Source organism: Streptomyces sp. NBC_00775, assembly GCF_036347135.1.
GTDB classification, from domain to species: Bacteria; Actinomycetota; Actinomycetes; order Streptomycetales; family Streptomycetaceae; genus Streptomyces; species Streptomyces lutosisoli.
The window spans coordinates 620,606-645,379 of sequence record NZ_CP108938.1; the positions used below are offsets into that span (position 1 = coordinate 620,606).

The following is a 24,774-nucleotide window of genomic DNA, read 5'->3' on the forward strand; positions in this document are numbered from 1 at the left end:
GCGACGAAACGGTGACATTGGCCCGTCCTGACGGGCTTGTCCCTGGCGCCGGCGGCTACCGCAGCAGCCCCACCGCCCGCGTGAGCACGTCCGGCGTCGCCGTGAACGGCAGCCGCAGGTGGTGTGTCAGCGTCGCCCGGTCCACGGCGAACAGCGGACCCGGCGACACCGCGAGCCCCCGTTTCGCGGCGCGTGCCGCCAGCCCCGTGGCCGTCGTGTCCCCGCCGAGGTGCAGCCAGAGCGAGAGTCCGCCGTCCGGGAGGGTGTACGTCCAGTCCGTCTCCGTGAGGAGTCCGGCGAGGTGGTCGCGCTGGGCGCGCAGCCGGCTCCGGCGGTCGACGAGGACCTCGTCGAGCCCGTCGCCTTCTCCTTCGTGCAGCAGCTCGGCGGCGATCAGCTGCTCCAGTGGCGGTGGCGAGAGCTGAGCCTGCAGCGGATTGCGCGCCAGCTCGCGTACGAGGGCCGCGCCCGCCCGGATCCAGCCGACCCGGAGGCCGCTCCACAGCACCTTGCTCGCCGAGCCGATCTGGATCACTCGTGTTCCACAGAGATGGGGCTCCGGTCGGGGCGGCGTCCGCAGGTCCAGGTCGCGCATGGTCTCGTCGACGACGACGGTCAGCGCATGGCGTTCGGCGAGGGCGGCGACCGCGGCCCGGGCCGGGGCGGTCATGTGCGCGCCGGTGGGGTTGTGGAAGTCGGGGATGAGATAGGCGAGTTGGGGCCCCTTCCCGCGTACGGTCCCGGCCAGGTGCTCCGTGTCCCAGCCGTACGCGGCCGTCACGGGCACCGGCAGCAGGCGGGCCCGGCGCCGTCGCAGGATGGCCAGCGCCCCCGGGTAGGTGGGGCTCTCCACCACGACCGGCGCTCCGCGGTCGTGGTGGAGGTGGTCGAGCAGGAGTGTCAGCGCGGCCTGCGCGCCGGAGGTGACCAGGATCTGCTCGGGGCGGGTGGCAAGGCCCGAGCGGGTGTACCGCTCGGCGAGCAGTGCGCGCAGTCGGGGCAGTCCCGGTGTCGCCACTCCCGAGTCGACGAGCAGGGCCGCGCTGCGCTCGACGGCACGGCCCACGGCGGCGAGGTAGGCCTCGTGGGGTGCCGCCGTGACGGCGAGGGTCAGGTCGAGGTCCGCGTCGCCCGCGCCGCCCCGGTCCAGCGACCACGGCGTGGTGCGTTCCGTCAGGCGCGCGGGCAGCCGTACGACGCTGCCGCTGCCGTGCCGGGTGTGCAGCCAGCCGTCGTCCCGCAGCAGGGTGAGGGCCGAGACGACGGTGCCGCGGCTGAGGTCCAGGGTGCGGGCGAGTTCGCGCTCGGACGGCAGCCGGGTCCCGGCCGGGAGACGGCCGTCGACCACCGCCTCGCGCACGGCCGCCGACAGCGACCGCGCGAGCGGGCCCTCTTTCGTACGCCAGGTGCCGAGCGCGGCGGCGAATCCCCTCTGCATTGGTCCAGTTTCCCTCAACTGGACCAGGACTTCCGCCCGCCGCCCGCCTACGCTGCCGCCATGCACCCCACGCTCGCCGACGACCTCCACCGGCTCCCCGAACTGCTGCAGTCCGCCCGCGATTTCGCCGCGCGGGAGGTGAGCGGTCTCGACGGGCGTCCGGTCGCCCACCTCGGCAAGGCGCCCGGCCCCGAACCCCTTCCGGTCGGCGGAACGGGCGCCGAGGGCGCTCTGGCCCGGTTCGCCGAACGCTGGTCGCCGGGTTTCTCCGGCTCGGCCGGCCCGCGCTACCTCGGCTTCGTCACCGGCGGCGCCACTCCCGCCTCGCTCACCGGGGACTGGCTGACCAGCACGTACGACCAGAACGTGTCCGGCAGCGGTGGGTCGTCCGCGGCCGCCCTGGAGCGCGAGACGCTGGGCTGGCTGCGCGAACTGTTCGGGCTGAGCGAGGCGCACAGCGGAGCGTTCGTGAGCGGGGCGACCGTCTCCAACACGGTCGGCCTGGCGATCGCGCGGGAGTGGCTCGGCGAGCGCCGGGGCGTGTCGGTTTCGCGGGAGGGGGTCGGGGCGCTCGGTCCGGTCGACGTGCTGTCCGGCAGCCCGCACTCCAGCGTCGCCAAGGCACTGTCCGTGCTCGGCATCGGGCGGGACCGGCTGTGTCCGGTGCCGGTGCTGTCCGGGAACCGCGAGGCCGTCGACGTCGAGCGGCTCGCCGCCGCCCTGGACGCGCTCGACGGGCGCCCGGCCGTGGTCGTGGCGAACGCCGGGACCGTGAACACCGTCGACTTCGACGATCTGCGAGCCATCGCCGCCCTCAAGGAGCGGTACGACTTCTGGCTGCACGTGGACGCCGCGTTCGGCGGCTTCGCCGCGCTGTCACCGTCGTACGCGCATCTCGTCGAGGGCCTCGACGCGGTCGACTCCGTCTGTGTCGACCTGCACAAGTGGCTGAACGTCCCCTACGACGCGGCCGTCCAGTTCACCCGCCGCCAGGACCTCCAGGTCCGGGTCTTCCACAACGCGTCGCCGTATCTCGGACTCCCCACCGGCGACCCCGACTTCCTGCACCTCACGCCGGAGAACTCCCGCCGGCTGCGCGCGCTCCCGGCCTGGTTCTCGCTGACGGCGTACGGACGCGACGGGCATCGCGAGATCGTCGAGCGGAATGTCGCGCTCGCCCGGCGTCTCGGCGAGCGGATCGCGGAGGTTCCTCAACTGCGGCTGCTGGCACCGGTCCGGCTCAACGTCGTCTGCTTCACTCTCGCCGACGATCCGGGCGAGGAGCGGGTGCAGGCGCTGGCGCGGGAGATCGCCGCCTCGGGTGAGGGCTACGTGACGCCGACGTTCTACGGCGGCACGCATGCGCTGCGGGCGGCGTTCAGCAACTGGCGTACGACCGAGGCGGATACGGACCGGGTGTACGAAGCCGTCGCGCGCCACTGTGCCCTTCGACGCCCCTGATATCCGCCGGTTCCACTAACCCCCCTCAACATCACCATGGCGCTTGATGGCCTGCTGGAAACCGGTGTTGACCGCCAGCAGGCCCCCGTCCACGCTCAGCGTCGTCCCGGTGATCCAGGCCGCGTCCCGGGAGGCGAGGAAGGCTACGGCGGCCGCGATGTCCTCGGGCTCGCCGACCCGGCCGAGCGGATACACCTCCGACGCCAGTGCGAGGTCGGCCTCGCGGCCCTCCCACGCCGTGGTGCGGACCGTGCCCGGTGCCACCAGGTTGACGCGCACACCGCGCGGGGCGGCGTGCCCGGCGAGGGTGCGGGTCAGCGACATGAGACCCGCCTTGGCCGCGCTGTAGGCGTGGTTGGAGAAGGACTGGATGCCGTTGACGGAGCCGATGCTGACGATGGCTCCGCGGCCCGAGGCCACCAGGTGCGGGAGCGCCGCGCGGGCGCAGCGGTAGGCGCCGGTCAGGGTGAGGTCGAGGTCGCGGGCCCACACCTCGTCGGGCTCGTCCTCGAAGAGCGGGGCGTCGGGGGTGCAGCCGTACGCGTTGTTGACCAGGACGTCGAGCGAGCCGAAGGCGTCCACGGCGTACGCGACGGCCGCCTCGACCGTCGTACGGTCCCCCACATCGCAGCGGAACGCCTCTGCGCGCCCGCCGAGTTCACGGATCGAGGCGGCCGTCTTCTCCGCCTCGGCCAAGTCCACGTCGGTGACGAGCACGTGGGCGCCTTCCTCGGCCAGTCGTCGCGCGGTGGCCGCGCCGATACCGCGGGCCGCGCCCGTGATCAGAACCCCGTGTCCCTCGAAGCGCCTCATCGCAGTCATGGCGGGGACGGTACTGCCGTGATCGTCCCGGGGACAGATACCGTGCGCCCATGTCCGCGTTCATACAACAACTCCCGGCGCTGATCGGCGTGGTCATCGGTGCCCTCGGCTCGTATCTGGCGATCGTGCGGGGCGAGCAGGTGCGGTTCCGTCGCGAACAGGCGACCCGCTGGGAGGAGCGCAGACTCGCGGTGTACTCCGACTACGCGAGGTCCCTCAAGAAGGCCATCACCCTGACGTACCGCGTCGCCGCCCACCTCGGGAACGACCCTCACCCGCACCCGTTGTCCCCCGAGGAGGCCGCCCCTCTCCTGGCGGAGGCCACCGTCGGCCGGGACCCGGCCGGCGAGGCGCTGTTGCTGCTGGGCACGCAGGAGGTGGTGGACAAGGCGCGGCTCTGGGTCCTCTCGGTCATCGACATGGAACGGTTCCTGAGCGATCGCGTCCACGATCCGGGGGCATGGCAGGTCCTGCTGGACCGCCAGCGGGCCGGGCGCGAGGAGTATTACGCGGCGGTCCGCCGTGATCTGGCGCTCCCGCCCGGCCACTCGGCGCGCTGGGAGGTCCCGCCGCCCCAGGTACGCGCCTGACCTCAGCGGTAGCCCATGGTGTCCGCCGGCTTGCCCGCGTCCTGGACCTCGACCAGGTAGCGCCAGGCGTCCGGGCGGCTGCCGTCGCGGTCGGTGAAGCCGTACACCTGGGCGAGCCGGCCGCTGGAGAGCGACTCCCCGTTCCAGCGCGCGACGTCCGGGTCGGCGGCGAGGACGGCGACGGCGCGGCCCACGTAGTACGGGGTCTCGGAGATGGCGAAGTGCGGGACGCGCTCCAGGGCATCGCGCCAGTTCGCCTCGGTCACGCCGAAGTTGTCGAGCATCATCTCGGAGCGCAGCCAGCCGGGGGTGAGCGCCACCGCGGTGGCTCCGCGCGGGCCCAGCTCCTGCCCGAGGGCGAACGCCATGCGCAGGACTGACGACTTGGCCAGGTCGTAGAAGAACGAGACGCGGTAGGTGTTCCGGTTGTACTCGGCGGTGCCGTCGGTCATCTCGACGACCAGGCCGCCCGGTTGGCGCAGCAGCAGGGGCAGCGCGTGGTGGCTGGTGATCGCGTGCGTCTCGACGGCGAGGCGGAGCAGCCGCAGGCCGTGGTCGAGGTCGTGCTCCCAGAGCGGAGTGTCCCACTCGAAGAGTTTTTCGCCGCCCCAGATGTCATTGACGAGGATGTCGAGGCGGCCCTGTTCGTCCGCGATGCGTGCGACCAGGGCCTCGACCTCGGACGGGACGAGGTGGTCGGTGGGGACCGCGATGCCCCGGCCTCCCGCCGCCGTGACGAGGTCCGCCGTGTCCTCGACGGTCTCCGGGCGGTCGTACTCCGAACGCCGCTCGCGTGTGCTGCGCCCGGTGACGTAGACGGTGGCACCGGCCGCACCGAGCTCCACGGCGATACCGCGACCTGCTCCGCGGGTCGCGCCCGCGACCAACGCGACCTTGCCCTCCAACGGCTCTGACATGTCCGGCCTCCGTGCTCGTAGCGCTCACGGGCTGCCTCCGCCCATGTGTCCCTACGAGCGTGCCCTGGAAGCCGGACACCTTCTGTCAGGATTCTGACCGCCGTTCCCTCGTGTCAGTGACCGCGCGCGATCCACTCCTCCAGATGCGGGGCCTCGGCGCCGATCGTGGTCGAATCCCCGTGTCCCGTCCGGACGACCGTGTCCGCCGGGAGGCCGAGCAGCCGCTCGCGGATCGACTCGACGATCGTCGGGAAGTGGGAGAAGGAGCGTCCGGTGGCTCCCGGGCCGCCCTTGAAGAGCGTGTCGCCGGTGAAGACGGTGCCCAGGCCGGGGTCGTACAGACACACCGCGCCCGGCGCGTGGCCGGGGGTGTGCAGGACGGTCAGGTCGGCGCCGGCCGCCTCGATGACCTGGCCGTCCTGGAGCCAGGTGTCGGGGAGGCGGTCGGGGTGGGTCTGCTTCCACAGCGGCAGGTCGTCGGGGTGCAGCCAGATCTTGGCGCCGGTGCGCTCGGCGAGGGCGGGCGCGGCGTCGATGTGGTCGTTGTGGGCGTGGGTGCACACGATGGCCCGCAGCCGCCGGTCCCCCACCGCCTCGGCGATGGCGTCGGCGTCGTGGGCGGCGTCGATGACGATCGCCTCGTGGTCGTCGCCGACGATCCAGACGTTGTTGTCCACCTCCCAGGTGCCGCCGTCGAGCGAGAACGTGCCCGAGGTGACGAGGTGTTCGATGCGCGCCGTCATCACAGCACCACCACCGAACGCAGCACGTCGCCGTGGTGCATCCGCTCGAAGGCCGGCTCCACCTCGTCCAGGGCGATCGTCTCGCTCACGAACGCGCCCAGGTCGAGACGTCCCTGGAGATGCAGGTCGATCAGCATCGGGAAGTCCCGGGAGGGCAGGCAGTCGCCGTACCAGGACGACTTGAGGGCGCCGCCGCGTCCGAAGACGTCGATCAGCGGCAGTTCGAGCTTCATGTCCGGAGTGGGTACGCCGACGAGCACGACCGTGCCGGCCAGGTCACGGGCGTAGAAGGCCTGCTGGTAGGTCTCCGGGCGGCCGACGGCCTCGATGACGACATCGGCGCCGAAGCCGCCGGTCAGCTCGCGGATGGCCTCGACCGGGTCGGTCTCGCGGGAGTTGACGGTGTGGGTCGCGCCGAGCTTCTCCGCGGTCGTGAGCTTCCGGTCGTCGATGTCCACGGCGATGATCTTCGCCGCGCCCGCGAGCCGGGAACCGGCGATCGCCGCGTCGCCGACGCCTCCGCAGCCGATGACCGTGACCGTGTCGCCGCGGCCGACGTTCCCGGTGTTGATGGCGGCTCCGATGCCGGCCATGACTCCGCAGCCGAGCAGTCCGGCCACCGCCGGGGAGACGGCCGGGTCGACCTTGGTGCACTGTCCGGCGGCGACGAGGGTCTTCTCGGCGAAGGCGCCGATGCCGAGGGCCGGGGACAGCTCCGTGCCGTCGGTAAGCGTCATCTTCTGCTTGGCGTTGTGCGTGTTGAAGCAGTACCAGGGACGACCGCGCAGACACGCCCGGCACTGTCCGCACACCGCACGCCAGTTGAGGATGACGAAGTCGCCGGGCGCGACGTCCGTGACACCGTCGCCGACCGACTCCACGATCCCGGCCGCCTCGTGGCCGAGCAGGAACGGGAAGTCGTCGTTGATGCCGCCCTGCTTGTAGTGCAGGTCGGTGTGGCAGACCCCGCACGCCTGGATCTGCACCACGGCCTCTCCCGGCCCGGGGTCCGGCACGACGATGGTCTCGACACGCACCGGCTCGTTCTTGCCCGGTGCGATCACGCCCCGTACTTCCTGCGCCATGTGAGTAAGCCCTTCCATGGGTCGACGTTCCGTCAACCGACCCTACGGGGTGACCGACCGGTAGAAGGCCAGGTGGCCGCGCCTCGCTGTGTGCCCCACTCCACGAAAATATACCCCCGGGGGTACCTCTGCTACCGTGGATATATACCCCCGGGGGTAATTTCCCGGGGTCCACGAGGAGAGGAGTGCTGCCGTGTTCTTCGTCGACACCATCGAGGTGCCGGGCCTGGGAAACCGCAGCTATCTGGCGGGCGGCCCGGCGGGCGCCGTGGCGGTCGATCCGCCGAGGGACGTCGACCGGGTGGTCGCGGCCGCGGCCCGGCGGGGCGTGCGGATCACGCACGTCGTGGAGACGCACCTCCACAACGACTACGTGAGCGGCGGCCTGGAGCTGGCCCGGCTCACCGGGGCGCTCTACCTGGTGCCGGGCGACGCACGGGTCACCTTCGAGCGGGTGCCGGTGGCCGACGGGGACCGTGTGGAGGTCGACGCCGGACTGACCCTGCGCGCACTGGCCACGCCCGGACACACGCCGCACCACACCTCGTACGTCCTGGAGGAGGCCGGCCTCGCGGTGGCGGCGTTCACCGGCGGTTCCCTGCTCATCGGCACGGTCGGGCGGCCCGACCTGGTCGAGCCGCGGCTGACCGGGGAGCTGGCCCGCGCACAGCACGCCTCCGCGCACCGGCTCGCCGCCGAGTTGCCGGACGACACCGCGGTGCTGCCCACCCACGGATTCGGCAGCTTCTGTTCCGCCGGGCATGCCTCGGGTGACTCGACGACCATCGGGCAGGAGCGCGGCAGCAACGAAGCGCTGGTCAAGGACGTCGACACCTTCGTCGCCGAACTGCTCGCCGGGCTCGACGACGTGCCCGCGTACTACGCGCACATGGGCCCCGCCAACGCCGAGGGCCCCGCCCCCGTCGACCTCACCCCGCCCGCGCTCGCGGACGCCGAGGAGATCGCCGCCCGGCTGGCCGCCGGTGAGTGGGTGGTGGATCTGCGCAACCGGGTCGCGTTCGCGGCGGGCCACGTCACCGGGTCCGTCAACTTCGAGGCGGACGGCTCGCTCGCCACCTATCTGGCCTGGCTGCTGCCGTGGGGCAAGCCGGTCACCCTGCTCGCCGAGTCACCGCGCCAACTCGCCGACGCCCAGCGGGAGCTCGTACGCGTCGGCGTCGACCGTCCCGCCGCGGCCGCCGTCGGTTCGCCCGGCGGCTGGGTGCGCGAAGGCGAACGGCCGCGCTCCTTCCCGCGCGCCACCTTCGCGGACCTCGCCGGGGCACACTCCGGCGAGATGGTGATCCTGGACGTCCGGCGCGATTCCGAGCGCGCCGAGGGCCACATCGCGGGTTCGGTGCACCTCCCCGTCCACCAGCTGCGCGACCGGCTCGGCGAGATACCCGCCGGAACCGTCTGGGTGCACTGCGCCGGAGGCATGCGGGCAGCCATCGCCGCCTCGCTCCTCGACGCGGCCGGCCGGGATGTCGTGGCCGTGGACGACGCCTTCACCGCCGCGGGCGAGGCCGGTCTGCCCATGGCGCGGATCACTCCGGCCGAGGCCCGGGATCGCACGGGCCCCGGCACCGATGCCGTGCTGCTGGACGTCCGCGAGCCGGACGAGTGGGCGGACGGGCACGCGCCGGGTTCCGTGAACGCCCCGTTGTCCGCGCTGGCCGCCGGCGCCGCGCTGCCTCCGGCCGCCCAGGACCGTCCCCTCGTCGCCGTGTGCCGCTCCGGGAAGCGCTCCCGGGAGGCCGCCGTGCTGCTCGCGGCCCGTGGCTTCGACGTGGTGGACGTCATCGGGGGAATGCGGGCCTGGGCTCAGGCGGGCCTGTCCACGGTGACCGCGCCGGGCCAAGGGAACGAACACGGCGGACCGGCCGCGTGAGTGTCCTGATCCTCGCTCTCCTCGCCGGTGGCGTGATCGGGCTGGCGCTCGGCGCGCTGGGCGGCGGCGGCAGCGTACTGGCCGTACCCGCCCTGATCTATCTGCTCGGTTTCAGCCCCGCCGCGGCCACCACCGCGAGCCTGGTCATCGTCACGGTCACGTCCGCGACCGCGCTGACCGCGCACGCCCGGGAAGGCGCCGTGCGCTGGCGCGGCGGCGCACTGTTCGCGGCGGCGGGACTGGTGCCCGCGGCCCTGGGCGGAGCCGTCGCCGGACATCTGCCGTCCGGTCTGCTGACCGCCGCCTTCGCGGTGGTCGCCGCCCTCGCGGCGGTGCGGATGCTGCGGCCTTCGGCCGCCGTGCCCGATGCGGCGCCACCGCGTCCCGGACTGATCGCCGGAACGGGCGCGGGGCTCGGCGCGGTGACCGGTGTGCTGGGGGTGGGCGGCGGCTTCCTCGCCGTACCGGCCCTGGTCGGTGTGGTGGGTCTGCGGATGCGGGCCGCCGTCGGCACGAGTCTGCTGGTCATCACCGTGAACTCGCTGGCGGCGCTGGCTGCCCGCGCCGGGACGGCCGAGAGCCTCGACTGGTCGGTCGTCGCACCGTTCGCGGGCGCCGCGATCCTCGGCGCGTGGGACGGCAGGCGGCTGGCGGCCAAGGTGTCCGGTGGCATGCTTCAGCGGATCTTCGCCTGCGTCCTGCTGGCGGTGGCGCTGTTCATGCTGGTCGACGCCGTCGTATGACGACGGCACGCCAGTGAGCCGTCACGCCAGTGACAGGAACAGCTTCTCCAGCCGGGCGCGCATCACGTCCTTGTCCTCGCCGTTCTTCATGCCGCCCTCGACGTCGGTCAGGCACTGCTGCAGACCGGTGGCGATGATCGCGAAGCCGGCCCGGTCCAGCGCTCGGGAGGCGGCGGCGAGCTGGGTGATGACTTCCTCGCAGTCGCGCCCCTCCTCGATCATCTTGATCACTCCGGTGATCTGCCCCTGCGCCCGGCGCAGCCGGTTCAGCACGGACTTCAGCTCGGCAGCCGCGAGATCCAGTTCCACGAACACTCCTCTACCTATACCCCTAGGGGTATGATACTCCGCCCTTCGGGGCACCCTCGAAGATCAAGGATGACACCGACATGAAGACCCCCCTCTCCCTCGACGCCGACCAGGCCCGCACGCGCCTGCCCGAGCTGACCGTCCTGGACGTCCGCACGCCCGGCGAGTACGCCTCCGGGCACCTGCCCGGCGCCCTCAACATCCCCCTGGACCAACTGCACCGGGCGTTGCCCGCCCTCAAGGAGGCCACGACCGACCTGCTCGTCGTGTGCGCGTCCGGCGCCCGTTCCGACAGCGCCCGCAAGACGCTCGCCGAGCACGGCGTGACGGCCGCCACCCTCGTCGGCGGCACCAGCGCCTGGGCCGAGCGCGGCCATGAGCTGCATCACCCTGCGGCCGGTACGCGCACCACCTGGTCCATGGAGCGCCAGGTCCGCTTCACCGCGGGAAGTGTCGTCCTGGCCGGGCTGGGTCTCGGACTGCTGCACCCTGCCTGGCAGTTGCTCTCGGCGGGGATAGCGGGCGGCCTGGTCTTCTCGGCGGTCACCAACACCTGCGGCATGGCGGCGATACTCGCCAAGCTCCCGCACAACCGCCCCCGGCCGGCCGATCTCGACGCGACGCTGGCCGCGCTCGCCGGGCGCTGACACCAGCCGCCGGGTGACGGCGAGCCCCCGCTCGCCCTCTCGACGGCCCCGGACTGGCCCACCCTGCGCGGAAGTTGAGCGGTTCTCGGTCCGCGCCCGCGCCGACGTAGCCTGAATGCTCCGCACCGAGGCCCGCAAGGAGCACCGTGAGCATCACCGCCGCCGAGCCCGAGGTGCCCGCGTGGCGCCTGCTGCTCGAGTACGTTCGACCGCATCGATGGGCCCTGCTCGCGGGCGCGTTGCTGGCGCTCGCGACCGGGGCCACCGGTCTGGTGCTGCCGCTGGTGGCGCGCGGGCTCATCGACGATCTGTCGCACGACCGGCCCATCGGGCGGGCGCTGCTCGGCATGGCGGCACTGGTGGTCACCAACGCGGCGGTGGGGGCGCTGGGTTCGTATGTGCTGCGGCGCACCGCCGAGTCGGTGGTGCTCGGCGCGCGGCGCGCCCTGTCGTCGTATCTGCTGCGGCTGCGGATACCGGCCGTGGACCGCAGCGAGCCGGGCGACCTGATGGCCCGGATCACCTCCGACACGACGCTGCTGCGCGAGGTCACCACCGATTCCCTGGTGGGCCTCGGGACGGGCGGTCTCACGCTCGTGGCGACGGTGGTGATGATGGGCCTGGTCGACGTGGTGCTGCTCGGCGTCACCCTGGGCGTGATCCTGTGCGCGGGGACGGTGCTCGGGGTGATCGTGCCGCGCATCAACCGGGCGAGCAAGCAGGCCCAGGACGCGGTCGGTGTGATGGGTGCCTCGCTGGAGCGGATCCTGGGCGCGCTGCGCACGGTCAAGGCGTCCGGTGCCGAGCACCGCGAGGAGGCGACCATCCACGCGGCGGCCGAGGAGTCGTGGCGGCAGAGCGTGCGGGCCGCCAAGTGGTCGGCGGCCGCGGGCAACACGGCCGGTCTGGCGATGCAGATCGCCTTCATCACGGTGCTGGCGGTGGGCGGCGCCCGGGTCGCGACCGGCTCCATCGACGTGGGCACGCTGGTCGCCTTCCTCCTCTACGTGTTCTATCTGATGTCGCCGATCCAGCAGGTGGTCGGCGCGATCACGCAGTACCAGACCGGTGCCGCCGCGCTGGCCCGGATCCAGGAGGCACTGCGGCTGCCCGCCGAACCGGCCGCCCGGCCCGCGCCGTTGCCCACTCCGGGCGCGGAACCCGCGGCGCTCGCCTTCGACGACGTCCGCTTCCGGTACGCCGACGATCTGCCGTACGTCCACCACGGTGTGACCTTCGCCGTGCCGGCCCGCGGCATGACCGCGTTCGTCGGCCCTTCCGGCGCGGGCAAGACCACCGTCTTCTCGCTCATCGAGCGGTTCTACGACCCGGAGGTGGGCGTCGTCACGGTCGACGGCCGTGATCTGGCGCAGTGGGATCTGCCCCAACTCCGTTCCGCCATCGGCTATGTGGAGCAGGACGCCCCCGTCCTTTCGGGCTCGCTGCGCGACAATCTGCTGCTCGGGAATCCAGAGGCCGACGAGGCCGACCTCACGCGCGTCCTGAAGACAACCCGTCTCGACGGCCTGATCGCCCGGCTCCCGCGCGGCCTGGACACCCTGGTCGGCCACCGCGGCACCAAGCTCTCCGGCGGCGAACGCCAGCGCGTCGCCATCGCCCGTGCCCTGCTGCGCCGCCCCCGGCTGCTGCTCCTCGACGAGGCCACCTCGCAGCTCGACGCCGTCAACGAGGCCGCGCTGCGCGACACAGTCGCCGATGTCGCCCGTACGACCACGGTCCTCGTCGTCGCGCACCGGCTGTCCACCGTCACCATGGCCGACCGCATCGTCGTCATGGACGCCGGGCGCGTCCGCGCCGTGGGCACCCACCGCGAGCTCGTCGCCGCTGATCCGCTCTACGCCGAACTGGCGGCCACGCAGTTCCTCGCCACCGCCGGGTAGCCGCCTCGTTCGGCATGCTCATCGGCGCCCTGACCACCGGGAACGGCCTGGTCCGCCCCACCCCAGGTCGCCGCTCCGGCCGCGGGCGCAGCGGGCCGTCTCGCCGCCGTAGGGGCGCTCTTCCGTCCCGAGTCCCGCTGGGCCACTCCCCTGCTCTGGCCGGCCTCCTTCTCGGGGCTGCCGCTCGTGTACGGCGTCAGCACCTGGCTGCCGGGCGCGCTGCTGCTCAAGGCACATCTCCCGTTGGGCGTGACGTACGCCGTGGTCGCGATCACGGGAGTCCGGCTCTTCAGTGCGCAGGTCATGGTCTACGCCACCGCCGACACCGTCTACCGCGAGAGTGAGCGCGCGGCCGGGCTCGGCCTGGTCACCGGGGTCGGCCGCACCGGCGCCGTCGTCACGGCCGACGCCTGAGCGACGGCGAGCCCCGGCAGAACGTCATTGTTCTGCCGGGGCTCGCCCTGCCGCCCGTGTGCTGCCGCGCTACTCGATACCGGGAAGCAGCCCGGTGACGGGCGCGGCCAGGTCGGTCACCTGCTGCAGCTGGTTCAGGTCGTTCAGCCGGCTGAGTCCGCGGAGCTGGCGGGAGGGCAGCGGGATGTCGGCCTGGTGTTCCGCGGGAATGTCACTCAGCGCCAGCGAGTCGAGCTCGGCGATCGGGCTGAGCTTCCCCGCGTTCTGGGCCTCGGCGCCCGCCGCGCTCGCCAGCGGCGCGGCAAGGCCTGTGACACCGATGGCGAGACCAACGGCGGCGACCATACGTCGTGTTGAGATCATGCTTTCTGCAACGGCCCCGGGCCCCCGGCGGACACGGCCCTCCCCCGTCGCTCACCCGTCAGGCGCATCGGGCCGTTGCGCTTGCCGACCGCCCCACAGCGGAGGAGCCTCGAAGGAGAGGCCCTTCGCGGCCCACTCCTCGCTGGGCCGCGGCCTTCCAAGGAGGTCACTATGGGCACTGCGGCATTTCCCACCTTCGACACCGAAGCGCTACGCCAGGGCATCGAAGGACAGAGTGCGACAGCTCTGCTGTCGCTGTACGCGGACGACGCGGAACTACGTGTCATCGACCGCAACACCCAGCCCAGCCACCCGATGGTCAAACACGGTCGCAGCGAGATCGGCGACATGCTCAACGACGTCTACAGCCGCGACATGACGCACAAGCTGGAGCAGTGCGTCATCCAGGGCGACCACGTCGCCTACACCGAGTCCTGCGAGTACCCGGACGGCGTGCGGGTACTGGCCAGCTCGATGATGGCGCTGCGCGACGGCAAGATCGTCGAGCAGACGCTTGTGCAGGCATGGGACGAGTAGGAAGGAACTGGCCGAGGGTCCAGATCAGGTCCCGTCTGACCTGGACCTTTTCGGCGAGTACGGCGATGGGCCGGTCGCGTACGCACCGGACTCGGCGGATAGGACCAGTTTCCGCAGCAGGTCTGCGAGCGTCCGCTTCTCTGCTGGGCTCAGTACTGCGAGCAGCGCGTTCTCACCCTTGTCCTCGGACACCACATGCTGCTCGAACGCATCGAATCCGGCGTCGGTGAGCCGTACCCGTACGCGCCGACGGTCGCTCCTCTCATGCGTGCGGCTGAGCAGGCCCGCATCCTCCAGCGGTGCGAGCCGCGCCGACAGGGCGCCCCGGGTCAGCCCCAGCATGTCGGCGAGCTGTGACGGGCTGGCCTCGTAGGGCGGGCCGAGCCTGCGCAGCATCAGCAGCACCTTGAACTGCCAGTGCTGGAGGCCGTCCGAGTCCAGGGTGTCCCGGCGGGCCTGCGCCGCGTGCCGGGCCAGGATGGCGAGCCGGGCGATGATCGCCTCCTTGACCGGGTCCATCCAGTCGAGCTCCTTCGACCAGAGCGCGACGTGCCGGTCGACCGAGTCCGCGGTCGCCGCGTCGGACGGTTCTGTCATGCGGGCCCCCCACATAGTTTTCTTGTGGATAGTTTTTCGAATTACTACTTTCCTCGCCATGACGAACACCGCAAGCACGATTCGTACAGCCGTATCGCTGGACGAACTCCTCGCCGCTGTACGTGAGTTGAGGATCAGCGGTCGCTGGGAACGCGCGACGAACCTACTGGACGCCACCGATGCGACCGATCCGCAGGCGCGCGCCCGACTGGCCGTGGCCGCCGCCGAAGTCGCGCTGGAGAGCGACTGGTTCGGCGGGACCGGCCTGGCGCGGGCTCGGCTCGGCGCCGCGGAGAAGGCCTTCGGGGAAGCGCGCCTGGACGGCCGTTGGGACCTGGACTTCCTGTGGCTGCGCCACGACTACTCCGGTCTGCTGCGCGCCGACGGCACGTTCCGCGCCGGCCCCGACGGCAAGGACCCGGAGGCCCTCGCCGCGCTGCGCCATCTCGCCGGGCTCCTGCGCGACCAGGCCCCGGACGCGGTGCGCCGCGGCTGGGCCGAGATGTATCTGGGCCTGATCGCGGACAACCTGTTCGCCGAGCGGGCCAGCGCGCCCGCCCACTACGAGGCCGCCCTGCGCGCGGGCGAGTCGGGGGACGACCTGCTGTCCCGCGAGGCACTGCGCCACCTCGGCGATCACGACCACGACCACGGCGACCACGCACGGGCGCTGGAACGCTGGAACCGGGCGACCACGCTCGGCGCCCGGGCCGGAACCGTCCCCGGCACCCTCTCGATGCAGATGCTCCTGGCGGTCCTCGCCCGCGACACCGGCGACGAGGCCGGAGCCGTCGCACTGGCCCGGGAGATCGCCCGCTGGGCGGGAGCCGTCGGAGCCGTGACCACCGAGGCGCAGGCCAACGGTTTCCTGGCGGGAGAAGACCCGACGGCACCGCCCGCCGCCCAGGCCGTTCATCCTACGAGCTAGGCTGATCGGCGGGCCGTGACTGGCGCTGAGGTGGAGTACCACCGGGGAGCGGCCTGACGAACGGGTCTTTGCCGCGCGCCTGGGCGATGGTGTCAGCAACGCTCAGGAGAACCCATGTCCCAGGCCCAGCTCATGGACGGCGCCGGTCTCGCGCGCCGCATCGTCGAGGAGACCGCCAAGCGCGCGGCCGGCCTCAAGGACCGTACGGGCATGGCGCCCTGTCTGGCGACGGTACTGGTCGGCGAGGATCCCGCCTCGGTGACGTACGTCCGGATGAAGCAGAACCGCTGCCGCAAGGCCGGTATCGAGTCGCGGCACGTCGCACTGCCCGCCGGCACCACGACGGCCGAGCTGGTCGACACGCTCACCGCCCTGTCCGCCGATCCGACCGTGCACGGCATCCTGCTCCAGCACCCCGTCGGGCCGCACATCGACGAACGCGCGGCGTTCGAGGCCATCGCGCCGGAGAAGGACGTCGACGGTGTGACGCTGAGCTCGTACTCCGCGATGAGCTTCGGCCTGCCCGGCTTCGTGTCCTGCACGCCCGGCGGCATCATGCGGCTCCTCGACGAGTACGACGTCGACCCGGCCGGCAAGCGGGCCGTCGTCGTGGGGCGCAGCGCCATCCTCGGCAAGCCGGTCGGCATGCTGCTGCTCGGGCGCGACGCGACGGTGACGTACTGCCATTCGCGTACGGCGGATCTGTCGTCGGTGGTGCGCGAGGCGGACATCGTGGTGGCCGCCGTGGGACGGCCCCGGCTGATCCGCGGGGAGGACATCAAGCCGGGAGCCGTCGTGATCGACGCGGGCTACAACGAGGGGAACGTCGGCGACGTCGACTTCGACACCGCCGTCACCCGGGCCGGGCTGATCACGCCCGTGCCGGGTGGCGTCGGCCCGATGACGATCGCGGTCCTGCTGGAGCAGACCGTGACCGGAGCCGAACGCCAGGCAGGCGTCTGACCGTCGCGGCTCAGCGCATCCACGCCTTGTACGACATCACGTCCCCCGCCTTGACGCCCCACTCGGGATCGGCCTCGGTGACGGTGTCCTCCAGGCCGAGGACGGCACCGGTCGCCGGGTCCAGGATCAGCATCCGGCGGCCGGAGCGGGCTGTGTCTTCGTACACGTACGCCTGCCCGGGGCGGCCCAGCCGGTCGGTGACCGCTCCGGCCGGGCGCAGCCCCTTCGCGTCGGCGAGGATGCGCGCGAGTGCGGCGTCCTCACGGCTGCCGAGCGTCCAGTGGTCCAGCAACTCGGCGACGGCGTCGAGGAGTTGGGGGGTGTCCAGCTCCTCGGTGGTGTCGATCCCTTCGAGGTAGGCGCGCAGCCGCTCGGCGTCGTGCGGCGGTCGTGCCTGGGGCGGGGCGTCGCTCCAACTCGGCGGGTACGTCTGCCTGCTGAGGACATGGCCGTCCTCGACGGTGCGCGGGACGGGGTCGGCGTCGGTGATGACCGGCCTGCCGGGGTGGCGTGGATCGGTCGCGACGACGAGTTCCGTGTGGCTGCCGTCGGCCTTCCAGCGCACGACGCGTTCCTCGGGAAGCGTGAGCGGCGGCCGGGCCTGGGGACCTGAGGTCATGCTCAGGCTCCAGGCCTGGAAGTGGGTCCCCTGGCGCAGCCTGAGCGCGCTGTCGGATGCCGCCGCGCGGTCGGCGAGGCGGTCCAGGGGTACGGGGGTGGAGCCGGCCTCGACGACCAGCGGGCGCGGGGCGGCCACGGCGGGGGTGGCGGCACTGCGGGCGGACGGCATGTTCGGGCCGCTTGCGTCCGACCCGACCATCTCCCGCCTCGTCGACACGCTCGCCGCGGCAGGTCCCCGCGCGCTCGCGGCCGTGCGTCAGGCGCCGGTGTCGACGTGATGCCTCACAGCCGCCGGACGCGCAGCACGCCGGTCAGCATCGGGAGAGTGAACTCGCCGCGGGCGGTCTCCGGTCTACTCGCGAGGAAGGCGCGGATCCGTCCCAGCGTGGCCTCTTGTTCCTGTTCCGGCATGACCAGAACCCCCGCGCGCGTCGCGATGGTCGCGACGAGAGAGTCGGCGGTGCGGCGCTGCCCGTGCGGGAACTCGGCCTGTTCCGGCGAGCCGAACCGGGCCGCCACGCCAGTCTTGGGAAGGTGCATGTCGGCCGTCTCAGCACGCCAGCTGGTGGGCGTGTCACGCGGGCCGATGGCCGCGCTCCCGCTGACCCGCGCCAGCCCGGCAACCCAGTCGACCTGGTCGTCCATGACGTTCCACAGGCCGGCCAGGATGCCGCCGGGTGCGAGGACCCTGGCGATCTCGGGTCCCGCGACGGCCATGTCGAACCAGTGCATGGCGTTGCCGGCCAGCACGGCATCGACGGACGCGTCCGGCAGCGGTATCGCCTCGGCGCTGCCCGGCAGGGCGCGGACAGCCGGCAGCGAGCGGCGCAGCTCGGTCAGCATCTCCGGGTCGGGCTCGACCGCAATGACTTCGCCGCCCAGCGCGACCAGCGTGGCGGTCAGCTTGCCGGTTCCGGCGCCGAGGTCGAGCACCCGCGGGCCCGGCGCGGGCTCAAGCGCCCAGCGCACCGCGGTCTGCGCGTAGTCCGGACGGTGCTCGGCGTAGGCGACCGCCGCCGCGCCGAACGACGAGGCGTGAAGCAGCCGTTCATCCTGGTCCATGCGGTGACGCTATCGGTGGTGCCGGCGGTCGGCCACCCCGTCTCACCACCTCGGCGACGGCCACCCGACAGCGCTACGACGCTAAAGGAGCATGCGGGCGGACTGGTCCACGAGGTGCCGCAGCACACGCACATAGGCTTCGTCGCCGCCCAGTTCGTCCAGGATGCGGTGAGCTTCGGCGCGGAACTCGTCGATGTCCTTCTCGTACCGGCCAAGAACGGCGGGCGCGAGAAGGACGTCGGTGAGTTCCGCTCGGGATCGCGCGGAATTCCGCGCGGCGGCGTGCAGCCCCAGGACACGCTCCGTGGACTCGGGGGATGTCTCCTCAAGGGCGCACGCGAGCAAATACGTGACGGTGCCGTTCAGGAGGTCTTCGTTGCGGCCGGACAGGATGTCTTCCTGATCGTTGGATATCTGCCACAGGATGCCGAAGACATTGCCGAACTCGCGCCAGAGCTCCGCTCTCCCCTGCTCCACACCCGCCAGTTCGGCGGCCATTGCCGTGATCATGCTGAAGGGTGCGCCGGATTTTCCTCTGTACGCCGTGATCACCGAGTCGCGCGTGGCGTCGCCCGCATCTCCACGGAGGTCACTCAGCTGCCCTTCGGTCGCCACGATCCAGCACGTCACGATCTCGGCGGACAGAGCGCCGCGCACCGACTCGGGAATCCGCCGCGACTGAACGACGAGATGAGGGAGGGCAGTTCCGCTGATGACCGCCGCGAGCTGCGCCGCACTCTCGCTGAGGCCACCGGCGACGAACGCGCCCTGCCCGTCGGCCAGGTCGTCGAGGTAGCAGGCGGAGGTCCACCACAGCTCATGGACGACGGCCAGTGGAACGGCCGGTTCGGGCGCGCCGGTCTCGACGGCGTGGACGATCATCGGGAGGACCGACAGGGGGTACTTGAACGTGCGATGCTCCAGCAGTGCGGCGACCGCCGCTCGAACCGATGACGCCGACGGACCGAGTCGGTCAAGAGCGGATTCCGTCTCCGCTTCGATGTCCGCGGACATCTGGCGATGCAGATCCACGTACGTCATCGCCTTCACGTTGCCCCACCCCGCCGTCGAGATCAATCGGGCACCGATTCGATCATTCCGGATGGACAGGAGCCAGAGCGGCTTTCGGCCGTGGCCGGTTCCTTGTCCCGGAGCCGGTTCAGCGGCAGCGGCGCCGTAGATGCCGTAGATGCCGAGGGCACAGAAACAAACCGTGCGGCCGCGGGCCACCAGCCGTGAACCCCCGCCATACTGACCATCGTGCGAGTAGCGATCATGACCGCGGGATCGCGGGGCGATGTGGCGCCGTACACCGGACTCGGGCACGGCCTGGCGCGTGCCGGGCACGAGGTCACCCTGGTGACACATGGGTGCTTCGAGCCGCTGGTGGCCGGTTCGGGCGTGGGGTTTCACGCGCTGCCCGTGGATCCCCGGGCGGAGCTGGAGTCCGCGCGGGGACAGGCGCTGCACCGCAGTACCACCGGCGCCGGGAAACTCATCCGCGTCGTCGAGATGGCGCGTGCGCTCGTCGGGCAGATGACCGAGGACCTGATCGAGGCCGCCGAGACAAGTGACGTACTCCTGTTGTCGAGTTCCCTGGGGCCGCTCGGGCACGCCGTCGCCGAGGGGCTGTCGCTGCCCAGCATGGGTGTCTACCTCCAACCACTGGCCCCCACAAGGGAGTTCGCGCCTCCGGTGACCGGGGTCCGCTCCTGGGGGCCCGCGGTGAACCGGGCGGCCGGGTACGGCGTGAACATGGCCGTCGAACGCGTCTTCGCCGACACCGTGGGCACGCTGCGGGCCCGGCTCGGCCTGCCGCGCATCGGCCCCGGCGACACGCGACGCGCCCGCGAGCGGCAGGGCTGGCCCGTGCACCACGGTTTCAGTCCCCTGGTGGTGCGGCGGCCCCGCGACTGGCGGCCCGGGCTCGACGTGACCGGATACTGGTGGCCGTACGACGCCGCGCACGCCCAACTTCCCTCGCCACTGCGGGACTTCCTGGACGCCGGCCCTCCCCCGGTCTTCGTGGGCCTGGGCAGCGCCACCGTGCCCGATCCCGAGCGGCTGAGCAACGAGGTCGTACGCGGCCTGCGGGCGGCCGGGCTGCGCGGGGTGATCCAGCGGGGGTGGGGCGAGCTGCGCGCCAGCGGCGACGACATGTTCACCGTCGGGGAGGTGCCGCACTCCGTGCTCTTTCCCCGGATGGCCGCGGTGGTCCATCACGCGGGGGCCGGCACGACGGCGGCCGGGCTGCGTGCCGGCGTCCCGGCCGTGCCCGTGCCGATCCAGTTCGACGAGGGGTTCTGGGCCAACCGTCTGGTCTCCGTCGGGGTGTCTCCGGGGGTGGTGCCGCTGCGGGGGCTCCGGGCGGCGCGGCTGGCGTCGGCGCTCGTCCGGGCGACGGGGGAACCGTCGTATCGGCGGCGTGCCGAGGAATTGGCGGGGCGGATTCGTGCGGAGGACGGGGTGGGGCCGGTTGTCGCGGCGCTCGGCCGACTGGCGGGTCCACCGCCGTGATGGTTTCGCCCCCGCCGCCCCTACCCGTCCCATCCCTGGGGGCTGCACCCCCAGACCCCCGCTAAAAGATTGCGCAGTTCCCCGCGCCCCTTTTAGGGGCGCGGGGAACTGCGCAATCTGTTGGACCAGCCCCCACCCACCCGCAGCCAACACACAACCGAACGGGGTCGAAGGGGCAGAGCCCCTGGGGATGGGACGGGTAGGGGCGGCGGGGGCGATGTCAGCCCGCCCCGCCCCACCCCGCCGGTCGCAGAATCCCCAGCAGCTGCCGGACCAGCTCCTCCACCGCCTCGTCGAGCGTCGCGTCCACCCAGCCCGCGCTCCAGTCGTGCAGGAGCCCGTTGACGCTGCCGATGAAGGCGGTCGCGGCGATCCGGTAGTCGCGCGGTGCCGCTTCGCCACGTGCGGCGGCGGCCGCTGCCGCGGCGCAGATGAAGTCCACCCAGCGGGCGCGGCGGGCGAGTCGCTGTTCGTCCAACCGGGGGCTCACGCCGATGATTTCGACGAAGGTGATGCGGATCCGGCGCGGATCACTCGTCACGTTGGCGGCGTAGGCGCGGAAGATCGCGGTGGCACGCTCGGCCAGCGGCAACTCCTCCGCATCGGCGAGCGCCGCCAGCGCGGCCTCTTCGGCCCAGTCGTTGACCTGGAGGTGCAGAGCGGCCAGGACGTCTTCGAGGGTGCGGAACTCCTCGTAGAACTGCCGTGTCGACAGCCCCGCCGCCTCGCTCAGCGCCGCGACCGTCGTGGACCGGAAGCCCGGGCTGTCGCCGAACAGCTGGAGCGCGGCCTCCAGGAAACGTCGGCGCCGCTCGGCCTGCCGCTCCTCGGCGGTCCTGCCCCCGTAACGGCCGGTCGGCTGTTTGAGCCTGCCCGCCACGCGTTCCTCCCTCGCCGTTCCGACGAACCACCGTTCGACCCTCCGACGATTTTGTCGTGTACGGACCCTTGTGGAGAGGTGGGTCCCCTCCTTACTTTCCAGTAAGTCAACTCTGAACGCGGGCGTGTTCAGATTTTCCCTTGTCATGCCCCCGCCACCCGCACTCCCCACGACGACAAGGACCCACCATGTCTGCCCTCAGGCCCAGACACCTCTGTTCCCTCACCGCAGTCCTCGCCCTCACCCTCGGTGGCACCGCCACCGCCGCCACCGCGCAGGCCTCCGCCACCGATCTGCGCGAGGTGATGTTCGTGGGCAACAACTGGGAGGGCACCGCGGACGTCATCAAGTCCACCGGTGACTTCGCGAAGGTCGGCCGGATCAACGTCATCCCGGACAAGGACGAACGGATGGCCGCGATCAACGCCGATCCGATCAAGTGGGCCTACTTCATGGCCATTCGCAACGGCGTCGGCGAGGGCCACGACCAGTTCGTCGACGACATGTACTCCACACCCGACGGCCAGTCCGTGGTCGTCTCCCGTCCGAGTTTCGCGGACGTCGTCTCGATCAACCTCGCCACCGGAGCCATCAACTGGCGCTTCCCGGTGTCCGGTTACCGCTCCGACCACATGGCCGTCTCCCCCGACGGCACCCGCGTCGCGGTCTCGGCGTCGACCGCCAACACCGTGCACGTCCTGGACATCAGCACCGGCAAGCAGCTCGGCTCCTTCGCCACCGGCGACAAGCCGCACGAGAACATCTTCACCCGCGACGGCAAGTACATCTGGAACATGGCGATCGGTGACGTCAACACCGCTCTCGACGACCCGTGGCTGGACTGGACGAAGGGCGACCGGCACATCACGGTCGTCGACGCCACCACATACAAGCAGGTCAAGGTCATCGACATGCGTGAGCGGCTGGACGCGATCGGCCTCAAGGACTTCTCCGACGCGGTCCGGCCCGCGGTCTTCTCCCCCGACGAGTCCAAGCTCTACTTCCAGGTCTCCTTCTTCAACGGCTTCCTGGAGTACGACGTCGCCTCCGACAAGATCACCCGGGTCAAGACCCTGCCGATGAACCCCGCGACCAGCACCGACCGCACCACCTGGGTCAACGACTCCCGCCACCACGGCATTTCGATGAACCCCGCCGGCACCAAGCTGTGCGTCGCGGGAACGATGGACGACTACGCGACCGTCGTCGACCGGGCGACCCTCCAGGAGGGTCCGCTCGTCACCGCCTCCAAGCCGTACTGGGCGACCGTCAGCGGTGACGGCAAGGACTGCGTCATCTCCGAGAGCGGTGCCGACCAGGTCACCGCCATCGACTTCGCCACGGGGCAGAAGACGGTGTCGGTGCCGGTCGGCGACCACCCCCAGCGTGTTCGCCTCGGCCATGTGGAGGCGAACTGGTCGGGCCCGTCGGCTAGTTGACCACCGTCGCGGCCCATGACGCCAGTTCGGTCCGGGCCGCGCTCAGCAGGTCGGCGGACGGAGCCGTCGCCCCGTTCGTGACCAGCGCGTAGTGCAGTGTGCCCGAGCCGGGTGCGGTGAGCAGCAGCCGACGGCTGCCGGTGCCGCCCGGCTCGGGAGCCACGGCGATCGGGGTCGTCGTCGTGTACGACGGCGGCCCGAACGACGTGCCCAGGTCGGAGACCACGGTCGTGGCCGAGGTCGGGAAGGAAGCCGGCAGATGGAGTTCCGTGGGGGCGGTGCTCCCGCTGGAACGCCAGAGCAGCAGCCCGTACTGGCCGGAGCCCACGAGCTGGGAGACATGCGGCAGGGACGAGGGAACCGGGTTCCAGGTCAGGGTGGTGGAGCCGTCCCGGGAACGGTCCTCGTAGGTGAAGGCGACCGTGGTGCCCGCGGTGGCGCTGGGGTAGAGGCGGTCCAGGAGGCGGGTGTCCTGGCGCAGGACGGCCGTGCCCGAGTCGTCCAGGCGTACGGCGGAGAGGTCCTCGTCGTTCCAGGCGTCGCCGGTGGTCAGGACCTTGTCGGGGTTGTTGTTCATCAGCTCGTGATGGCGGCCGTTGTAGATGTCCCACTGCCACTGGGTGCCGGAGAGGACCGGGCCGGACGACGCCGGTTTCGTCCACCAGGTCGAGCCCGGCAGACGGGAGTCGAGGGCCTGGTACATCGCCTTGACGACCGTCGGGGCCTTGTCCGAGACGGATCCGCTGAGCGGGTGGCCGAATTCGCTGACGATCGCCGTCGTGCCCGCGGCCGACGCCCGGTCACGTACCGTCCCGAAGTCGGTGGCGTACTGGCCGTCCCCCGCCTTGCCCCACATGAGGACGCCCGAGATCGCCTTCTGGTCGTAGAAGTGGGTGTTGAACACATAGCGCGGGCCCAGCGTTCCCGCGTCCAGCAGGCCGCCCTCCTGCTTCTGGGAGTCGATGTTGGCGTTCCAGAAGAGGTTCGGTTCGGCGAAGAGGGGCTTGTCCTGCCAGCCCGCCGCGTCCATCCGGGCCCGGAACTTCACATAGAAGGGCCAGAGGACGTCTCGCTCCCAGGTGCGGCTGGCCTGCCCGGAGTCGTAGGTGCCCGCGTACGGCTCGTTGAACGGGTCGAAGCCGACGACGCCCGCGAATTCGGCGGTGGTGAGGTGCTGTCTGACGTAGGCCATGGTGGCCTGGGCCGTGGTGAGGAAGGCGTCCTGGAGTGTGTACGTGTTGTGCCAGAAGTCGTACGACGCCTGTTTCACGGCCCCGTTCTGGGTGATGTTCTGGCCCCAGAAGAGGCAGATCCCGCACGACTCCTGGGGGTAATTGCCCGCGTCCACGGCCCACTTGGGGGCGCCGTCGCCGCTGTACCAGCTGCCCGTGTTGAAGAGATAGCGGGAGTAGAGGTCCTGGTGGAAGTCGGGGTAGACGCGGATTCCCGCGTCGAGGAAAGCGCGTATCTGATCGGTGGCCGCGGCGAGATAGGTGGTGTCGACCTGACCCCGCGCGGGTTCGGCGTGCGCCCACGAGAGCAGGAAGCGCACGGAGTTGCCGCCGCCGAGGGCGCGCAGCGCGGTGGCGGACTTCTTGGCGTCGGCGACCGAGGCGAAGGGCAGTCCGCTGTTCTCCTCCAGCTTGGTTTCGCCGGAGACGTTGTAGCCGCGGAGCACGACCTCGCGGCCGAGACCGTCGGTGAAGTGGCCGTTCGCGACCGTGAGGGTGGCGGCCGCGGGTTCGTCGAACCAGAGGGAGTCGGGGAGTCCGTCCGCGGCGGCGGGCTGGGCGCCCGCCGCCGTGAGGAAGCCGGTGAGGAGTACGAGGACGCCGAGCAGACGCGCACGTAACTTCGACATGTTCACAACATGCGCTGCTGCCCCAGGGGCGTCAACACCCCTGAC

24 protein-coding genes, 2 pseudogenes and 1 riboswitch are annotated in these 24,774 nt (G+C 71.6%); of the genes and pseudogenes, 13 read left to right on the plus strand and 13 right to left on the minus strand.

The window, feature by feature from the left end; genetic code table 11:
- Window positions 1-55: 55 nt before the first annotated feature.
- On the minus strand, window positions 56-1,438 hold the full coding sequence (gene yczR / locus OIC96_RS02970) for an aminotransferase-like domain-containing protein (RefSeq protein WP_330309453.1): 1,383 nt from the start codon (window positions 1,436-1,438) through the stop codon (window positions 56-58).
- 60 nt (window positions 1,439-1,498) lie between these two features.
- Here yczR and OIC96_RS02975 point away from each other — a divergent pair, with 60 nt between their 5' ends.
- Complete coding sequence (locus tag OIC96_RS02975) at window positions 1,499-2,899, plus strand: pyridoxal phosphate-dependent decarboxylase family protein (protein WP_330309452.1); 1,401 nt, start codon at window positions 1,499-1,501, stop codon at window positions 2,897-2,899.
- A gap of 15 nt (window positions 2,900-2,914) precedes the next feature.
- Here the strand turns inward: OIC96_RS02975 and OIC96_RS02980 are convergent, their stop codons facing one another.
- Window positions 2,915-3,721, minus strand: a complete 807-nt coding sequence (locus OIC96_RS02980) for an SDR family NAD(P)-dependent oxidoreductase (protein WP_330309451.1) — start codon at window positions 3,719-3,721, stop codon at window positions 2,915-2,917.
- A 50-nt stretch (window positions 3,722-3,771) separates the two neighbouring features.
- On the opposite strand from OIC96_RS02980, the gene OIC96_RS02985 reads away from it, so the two are divergent.
- Entirely contained in the window at window positions 3,772-4,311 is a 540-nt protein-coding gene (locus OIC96_RS02985; RefSeq protein ID WP_327434148.1) for a hypothetical protein, read from the plus strand.
- 2 nt (window positions 4,312-4,313) lie between these two features.
- On the opposite strand, the gene OIC96_RS02990 is transcribed toward OIC96_RS02985, so the two are convergent.
- The 3 genes from OIC96_RS02990 to OIC96_RS03000 all read right to left on the minus strand — a co-directional run bounded on the left by OIC96_RS02990 (window position 4,314) and on the right by OIC96_RS03000 (window position 7,056).
- The gene (locus OIC96_RS02990; protein ID WP_330309450.1) at window positions 4,314-5,228 is read right to left on the minus strand and encodes an SDR family oxidoreductase; all 915 of its coding nucleotides are present in this window, start codon (window positions 5,226-5,228) and stop codon (window positions 4,314-4,316) included.
- A gap of 113 nt (window positions 5,229-5,341) precedes the next feature.
- Entirely contained in the window at window positions 5,342-5,971 is a 630-nt protein-coding gene (locus OIC96_RS02995) for an MBL fold metallo-hydrolase (RefSeq protein ID WP_330309449.1), read from the minus strand.
- Entirely contained in the window at window positions 5,971-7,056 is a 1,086-nt protein-coding gene (locus OIC96_RS03000; protein WP_330309448.1) for an S-(hydroxymethyl)mycothiol dehydrogenase, read from the minus strand. The genes OIC96_RS02995 and OIC96_RS03000 overlap by 1 nt, the downstream gene beginning before the upstream one ends.
- 193 nt (window positions 7,057-7,249) lie before the next feature.
- On the opposite strand from OIC96_RS03000, the pseudogene OIC96_RS03005 reads away from it, so the two are divergent.
- The 3 genes and pseudogenes from OIC96_RS03005 to OIC96_RS03015 all read left to right on the plus strand — a co-directional run.
- Window positions 7,250-8,594, plus strand: a pseudogene (locus OIC96_RS03005) (MBL fold metallo-hydrolase); the annotation flags it as partial.
- 74 nt (window positions 8,595-8,668) lie between these two features.
- Window positions 8,669-8,947, plus strand: a pseudogene (locus OIC96_RS03010) (rhodanese-like domain-containing protein); the annotation flags it as partial.
- Window positions 8,944-9,690 (plus strand): sulfite exporter TauE/SafE family protein, encoded by a 747-nt coding sequence (locus OIC96_RS03015; protein WP_330309447.1) that lies wholly within the window; start codon window positions 8,944-8,946, stop codon window positions 9,688-9,690. The pseudogene OIC96_RS03010 and the gene OIC96_RS03015, both read left to right, overlap by 4 nt.
- A 21-nt stretch (window positions 9,691-9,711) precedes the next feature.
- Here the strand turns inward: OIC96_RS03015 and OIC96_RS03020 are convergent, their stop codons facing one another.
- A complete protein-coding gene (locus OIC96_RS03020; protein ID WP_330309446.1) occupies window positions 9,712-9,999 on the minus strand; it encodes a metal-sensitive transcriptional regulator in 288 nt (95 codons plus the stop codon).
- 80 nt (window positions 10,000-10,079) lie between these two features.
- Between OIC96_RS03020 and OIC96_RS03025 the strand changes: the two genes are divergently transcribed.
- The 3 genes from OIC96_RS03025 to OIC96_RS03035 all read left to right on the plus strand — a co-directional run bounded on the left by OIC96_RS03025 (window position 10,080) and on the right by OIC96_RS03035 (window position 12,961).
- Window positions 10,080-10,646, plus strand: coding sequence for a rhodanese-like domain-containing protein (locus tag OIC96_RS03025; protein ID WP_330309445.1), 567 nt, complete (start codon window positions 10,080-10,082; stop codon window positions 10,644-10,646).
- 146 nt (window positions 10,647-10,792) lie between these two features.
- Window positions 10,793-12,547 (plus strand): ABC transporter ATP-binding protein, encoded by a 1,755-nt coding sequence (locus OIC96_RS03030; protein WP_330309444.1) that lies wholly within the window; start codon window positions 10,793-10,795, stop codon window positions 12,545-12,547.
- Window positions 12,548-12,733: 186 nt separating this feature from the next.
- Entirely contained in the window at window positions 12,734-12,961 is a 228-nt protein-coding gene (locus OIC96_RS03035) for a hypothetical protein (protein ID WP_330309443.1), read from the plus strand.
- A gap of 69 nt (window positions 12,962-13,030) precedes the next feature.
- Here the strand turns inward: OIC96_RS03035 and OIC96_RS03040 are convergent, their stop codons facing one another.
- Complete coding sequence (locus OIC96_RS03040) at window positions 13,031-13,324, minus strand: hypothetical protein (protein ID WP_330309442.1); 294 nt, start codon at window positions 13,322-13,324, stop codon at window positions 13,031-13,033.
- 171 nt (window positions 13,325-13,495) lie between these two features.
- On the opposite strand from OIC96_RS03040, the gene OIC96_RS03045 reads away from it, so the two are divergent.
- Window positions 13,496-13,861 (plus strand): nuclear transport factor 2 family protein, encoded by a 366-nt coding sequence (locus OIC96_RS03045; RefSeq protein ID WP_330309441.1) that lies wholly within the window; start codon window positions 13,496-13,498, stop codon window positions 13,859-13,861.
- A gap of 24 nt (window positions 13,862-13,885) precedes the next feature.
- Here the strand turns inward: OIC96_RS03045 and OIC96_RS03050 are convergent, their stop codons facing one another.
- A complete protein-coding gene (locus OIC96_RS03050; protein ID WP_330309440.1) occupies window positions 13,886-14,458 on the minus strand; it encodes a MarR family winged helix-turn-helix transcriptional regulator in 573 nt (190 codons plus the stop codon).
- A 58-nt stretch (window positions 14,459-14,516) separates the two neighbouring features.
- Here OIC96_RS03050 and OIC96_RS03055 point away from each other — a divergent pair, with 58 nt between their 5' ends.
- Both OIC96_RS03055 and OIC96_RS03060 read left to right on the plus strand, forming a co-directional pair.
- Window positions 14,517-15,386 carry a hypothetical protein gene (locus OIC96_RS03055; RefSeq protein ID WP_330309439.1) on the plus strand — a complete coding sequence of 290 codons (870 nt, stop codon included), beginning with the start codon at window positions 14,517-14,519 and terminating at the stop codon, window positions 15,384-15,386.
- A 5-nt stretch (window positions 15,387-15,391) separates the two neighbouring features.
- A riboswitch (ZMP/ZTP riboswitch) is annotated at window positions 15,392-15,478 on the plus strand.
- A 22-nt stretch (window positions 15,479-15,500) separates the two neighbouring features.
- Window positions 15,501-16,349: a bifunctional 5,10-methylenetetrahydrofolate dehydrogenase/5,10-methenyltetrahydrofolate cyclohydrolase gene (locus tag OIC96_RS03060; protein WP_330309438.1), complete on the plus strand. Its 849-nt coding sequence runs from the start codon at window positions 15,501-15,503 to the stop codon at window positions 16,347-16,349.
- 10 nt (window positions 16,350-16,359) lie between these two features.
- Here OIC96_RS03060 and OIC96_RS03065 read toward each other — a convergent pair whose 3' ends face one another.
- The 3 genes from OIC96_RS03065 to OIC96_RS03075 all read right to left on the minus strand — a co-directional run bounded on the left by OIC96_RS03065 (window position 16,360) and on the right by OIC96_RS03075 (window position 19,073).
- Window positions 16,360-17,139 carry a CU044_5270 family protein gene (locus OIC96_RS03065; protein WP_330309437.1) on the minus strand — a complete coding sequence of 260 codons (780 nt, stop codon included), beginning with the start codon at window positions 17,137-17,139 and terminating at the stop codon, window positions 16,360-16,362.
- A gap of 113 nt (window positions 17,140-17,252) precedes the next feature.
- Window positions 17,253-18,032, minus strand: coding sequence for a class I SAM-dependent methyltransferase (locus OIC96_RS03070; RefSeq protein ID WP_330309436.1), 780 nt, complete (start codon window positions 18,030-18,032; stop codon window positions 17,253-17,255).
- An 81-nt stretch (window positions 18,033-18,113) separates the two neighbouring features.
- Window positions 18,114-19,073 (minus strand): polyprenyl synthetase family protein, encoded by a 960-nt coding sequence (locus OIC96_RS03075; RefSeq protein WP_330309435.1) that lies wholly within the window; start codon window positions 19,071-19,073, stop codon window positions 18,114-18,116.
- A gap of 234 nt (window positions 19,074-19,307) precedes the next feature.
- On the opposite strand from OIC96_RS03075, the gene OIC96_RS03080 reads away from it, so the two are divergent.
- Window positions 19,308-20,549, plus strand: coding sequence for a glycosyltransferase (locus OIC96_RS03080; RefSeq protein ID WP_330310400.1), 1,242 nt, complete (start codon window positions 19,308-19,310; stop codon window positions 20,547-20,549).
- Window positions 20,550-20,769: 220 nt separating this feature from the next.
- On the opposite strand, the gene OIC96_RS03085 is transcribed toward OIC96_RS03080, so the two are convergent.
- Window positions 20,770-21,429, minus strand: a complete 660-nt coding sequence (locus OIC96_RS03085) for a TetR/AcrR family transcriptional regulator (protein ID WP_330309434.1) — start codon at window positions 21,427-21,429, stop codon at window positions 20,770-20,772.
- 188 nt (window positions 21,430-21,617) lie between these two features.
- On the opposite strand from OIC96_RS03085, the gene OIC96_RS03090 reads away from it, so the two are divergent.
- Entirely contained in the window at window positions 21,618-22,868 is a 1,251-nt protein-coding gene (locus tag OIC96_RS03090) for a YncE family protein (protein ID WP_330309433.1), read from the plus strand.
- On the opposite strand, the gene OIC96_RS03095 is transcribed toward OIC96_RS03090, so the two are convergent.
- Complete coding sequence (locus OIC96_RS03095) at window positions 22,861-24,729, minus strand: cellulase family glycosylhydrolase (RefSeq protein WP_330309432.1); 1,869 nt, start codon at window positions 24,727-24,729, stop codon at window positions 22,861-22,863. The genes OIC96_RS03090 and OIC96_RS03095 overlap by 8 nt on opposite strands.
- Window positions 24,730-24,774 lie beyond the last annotated feature (45 nt).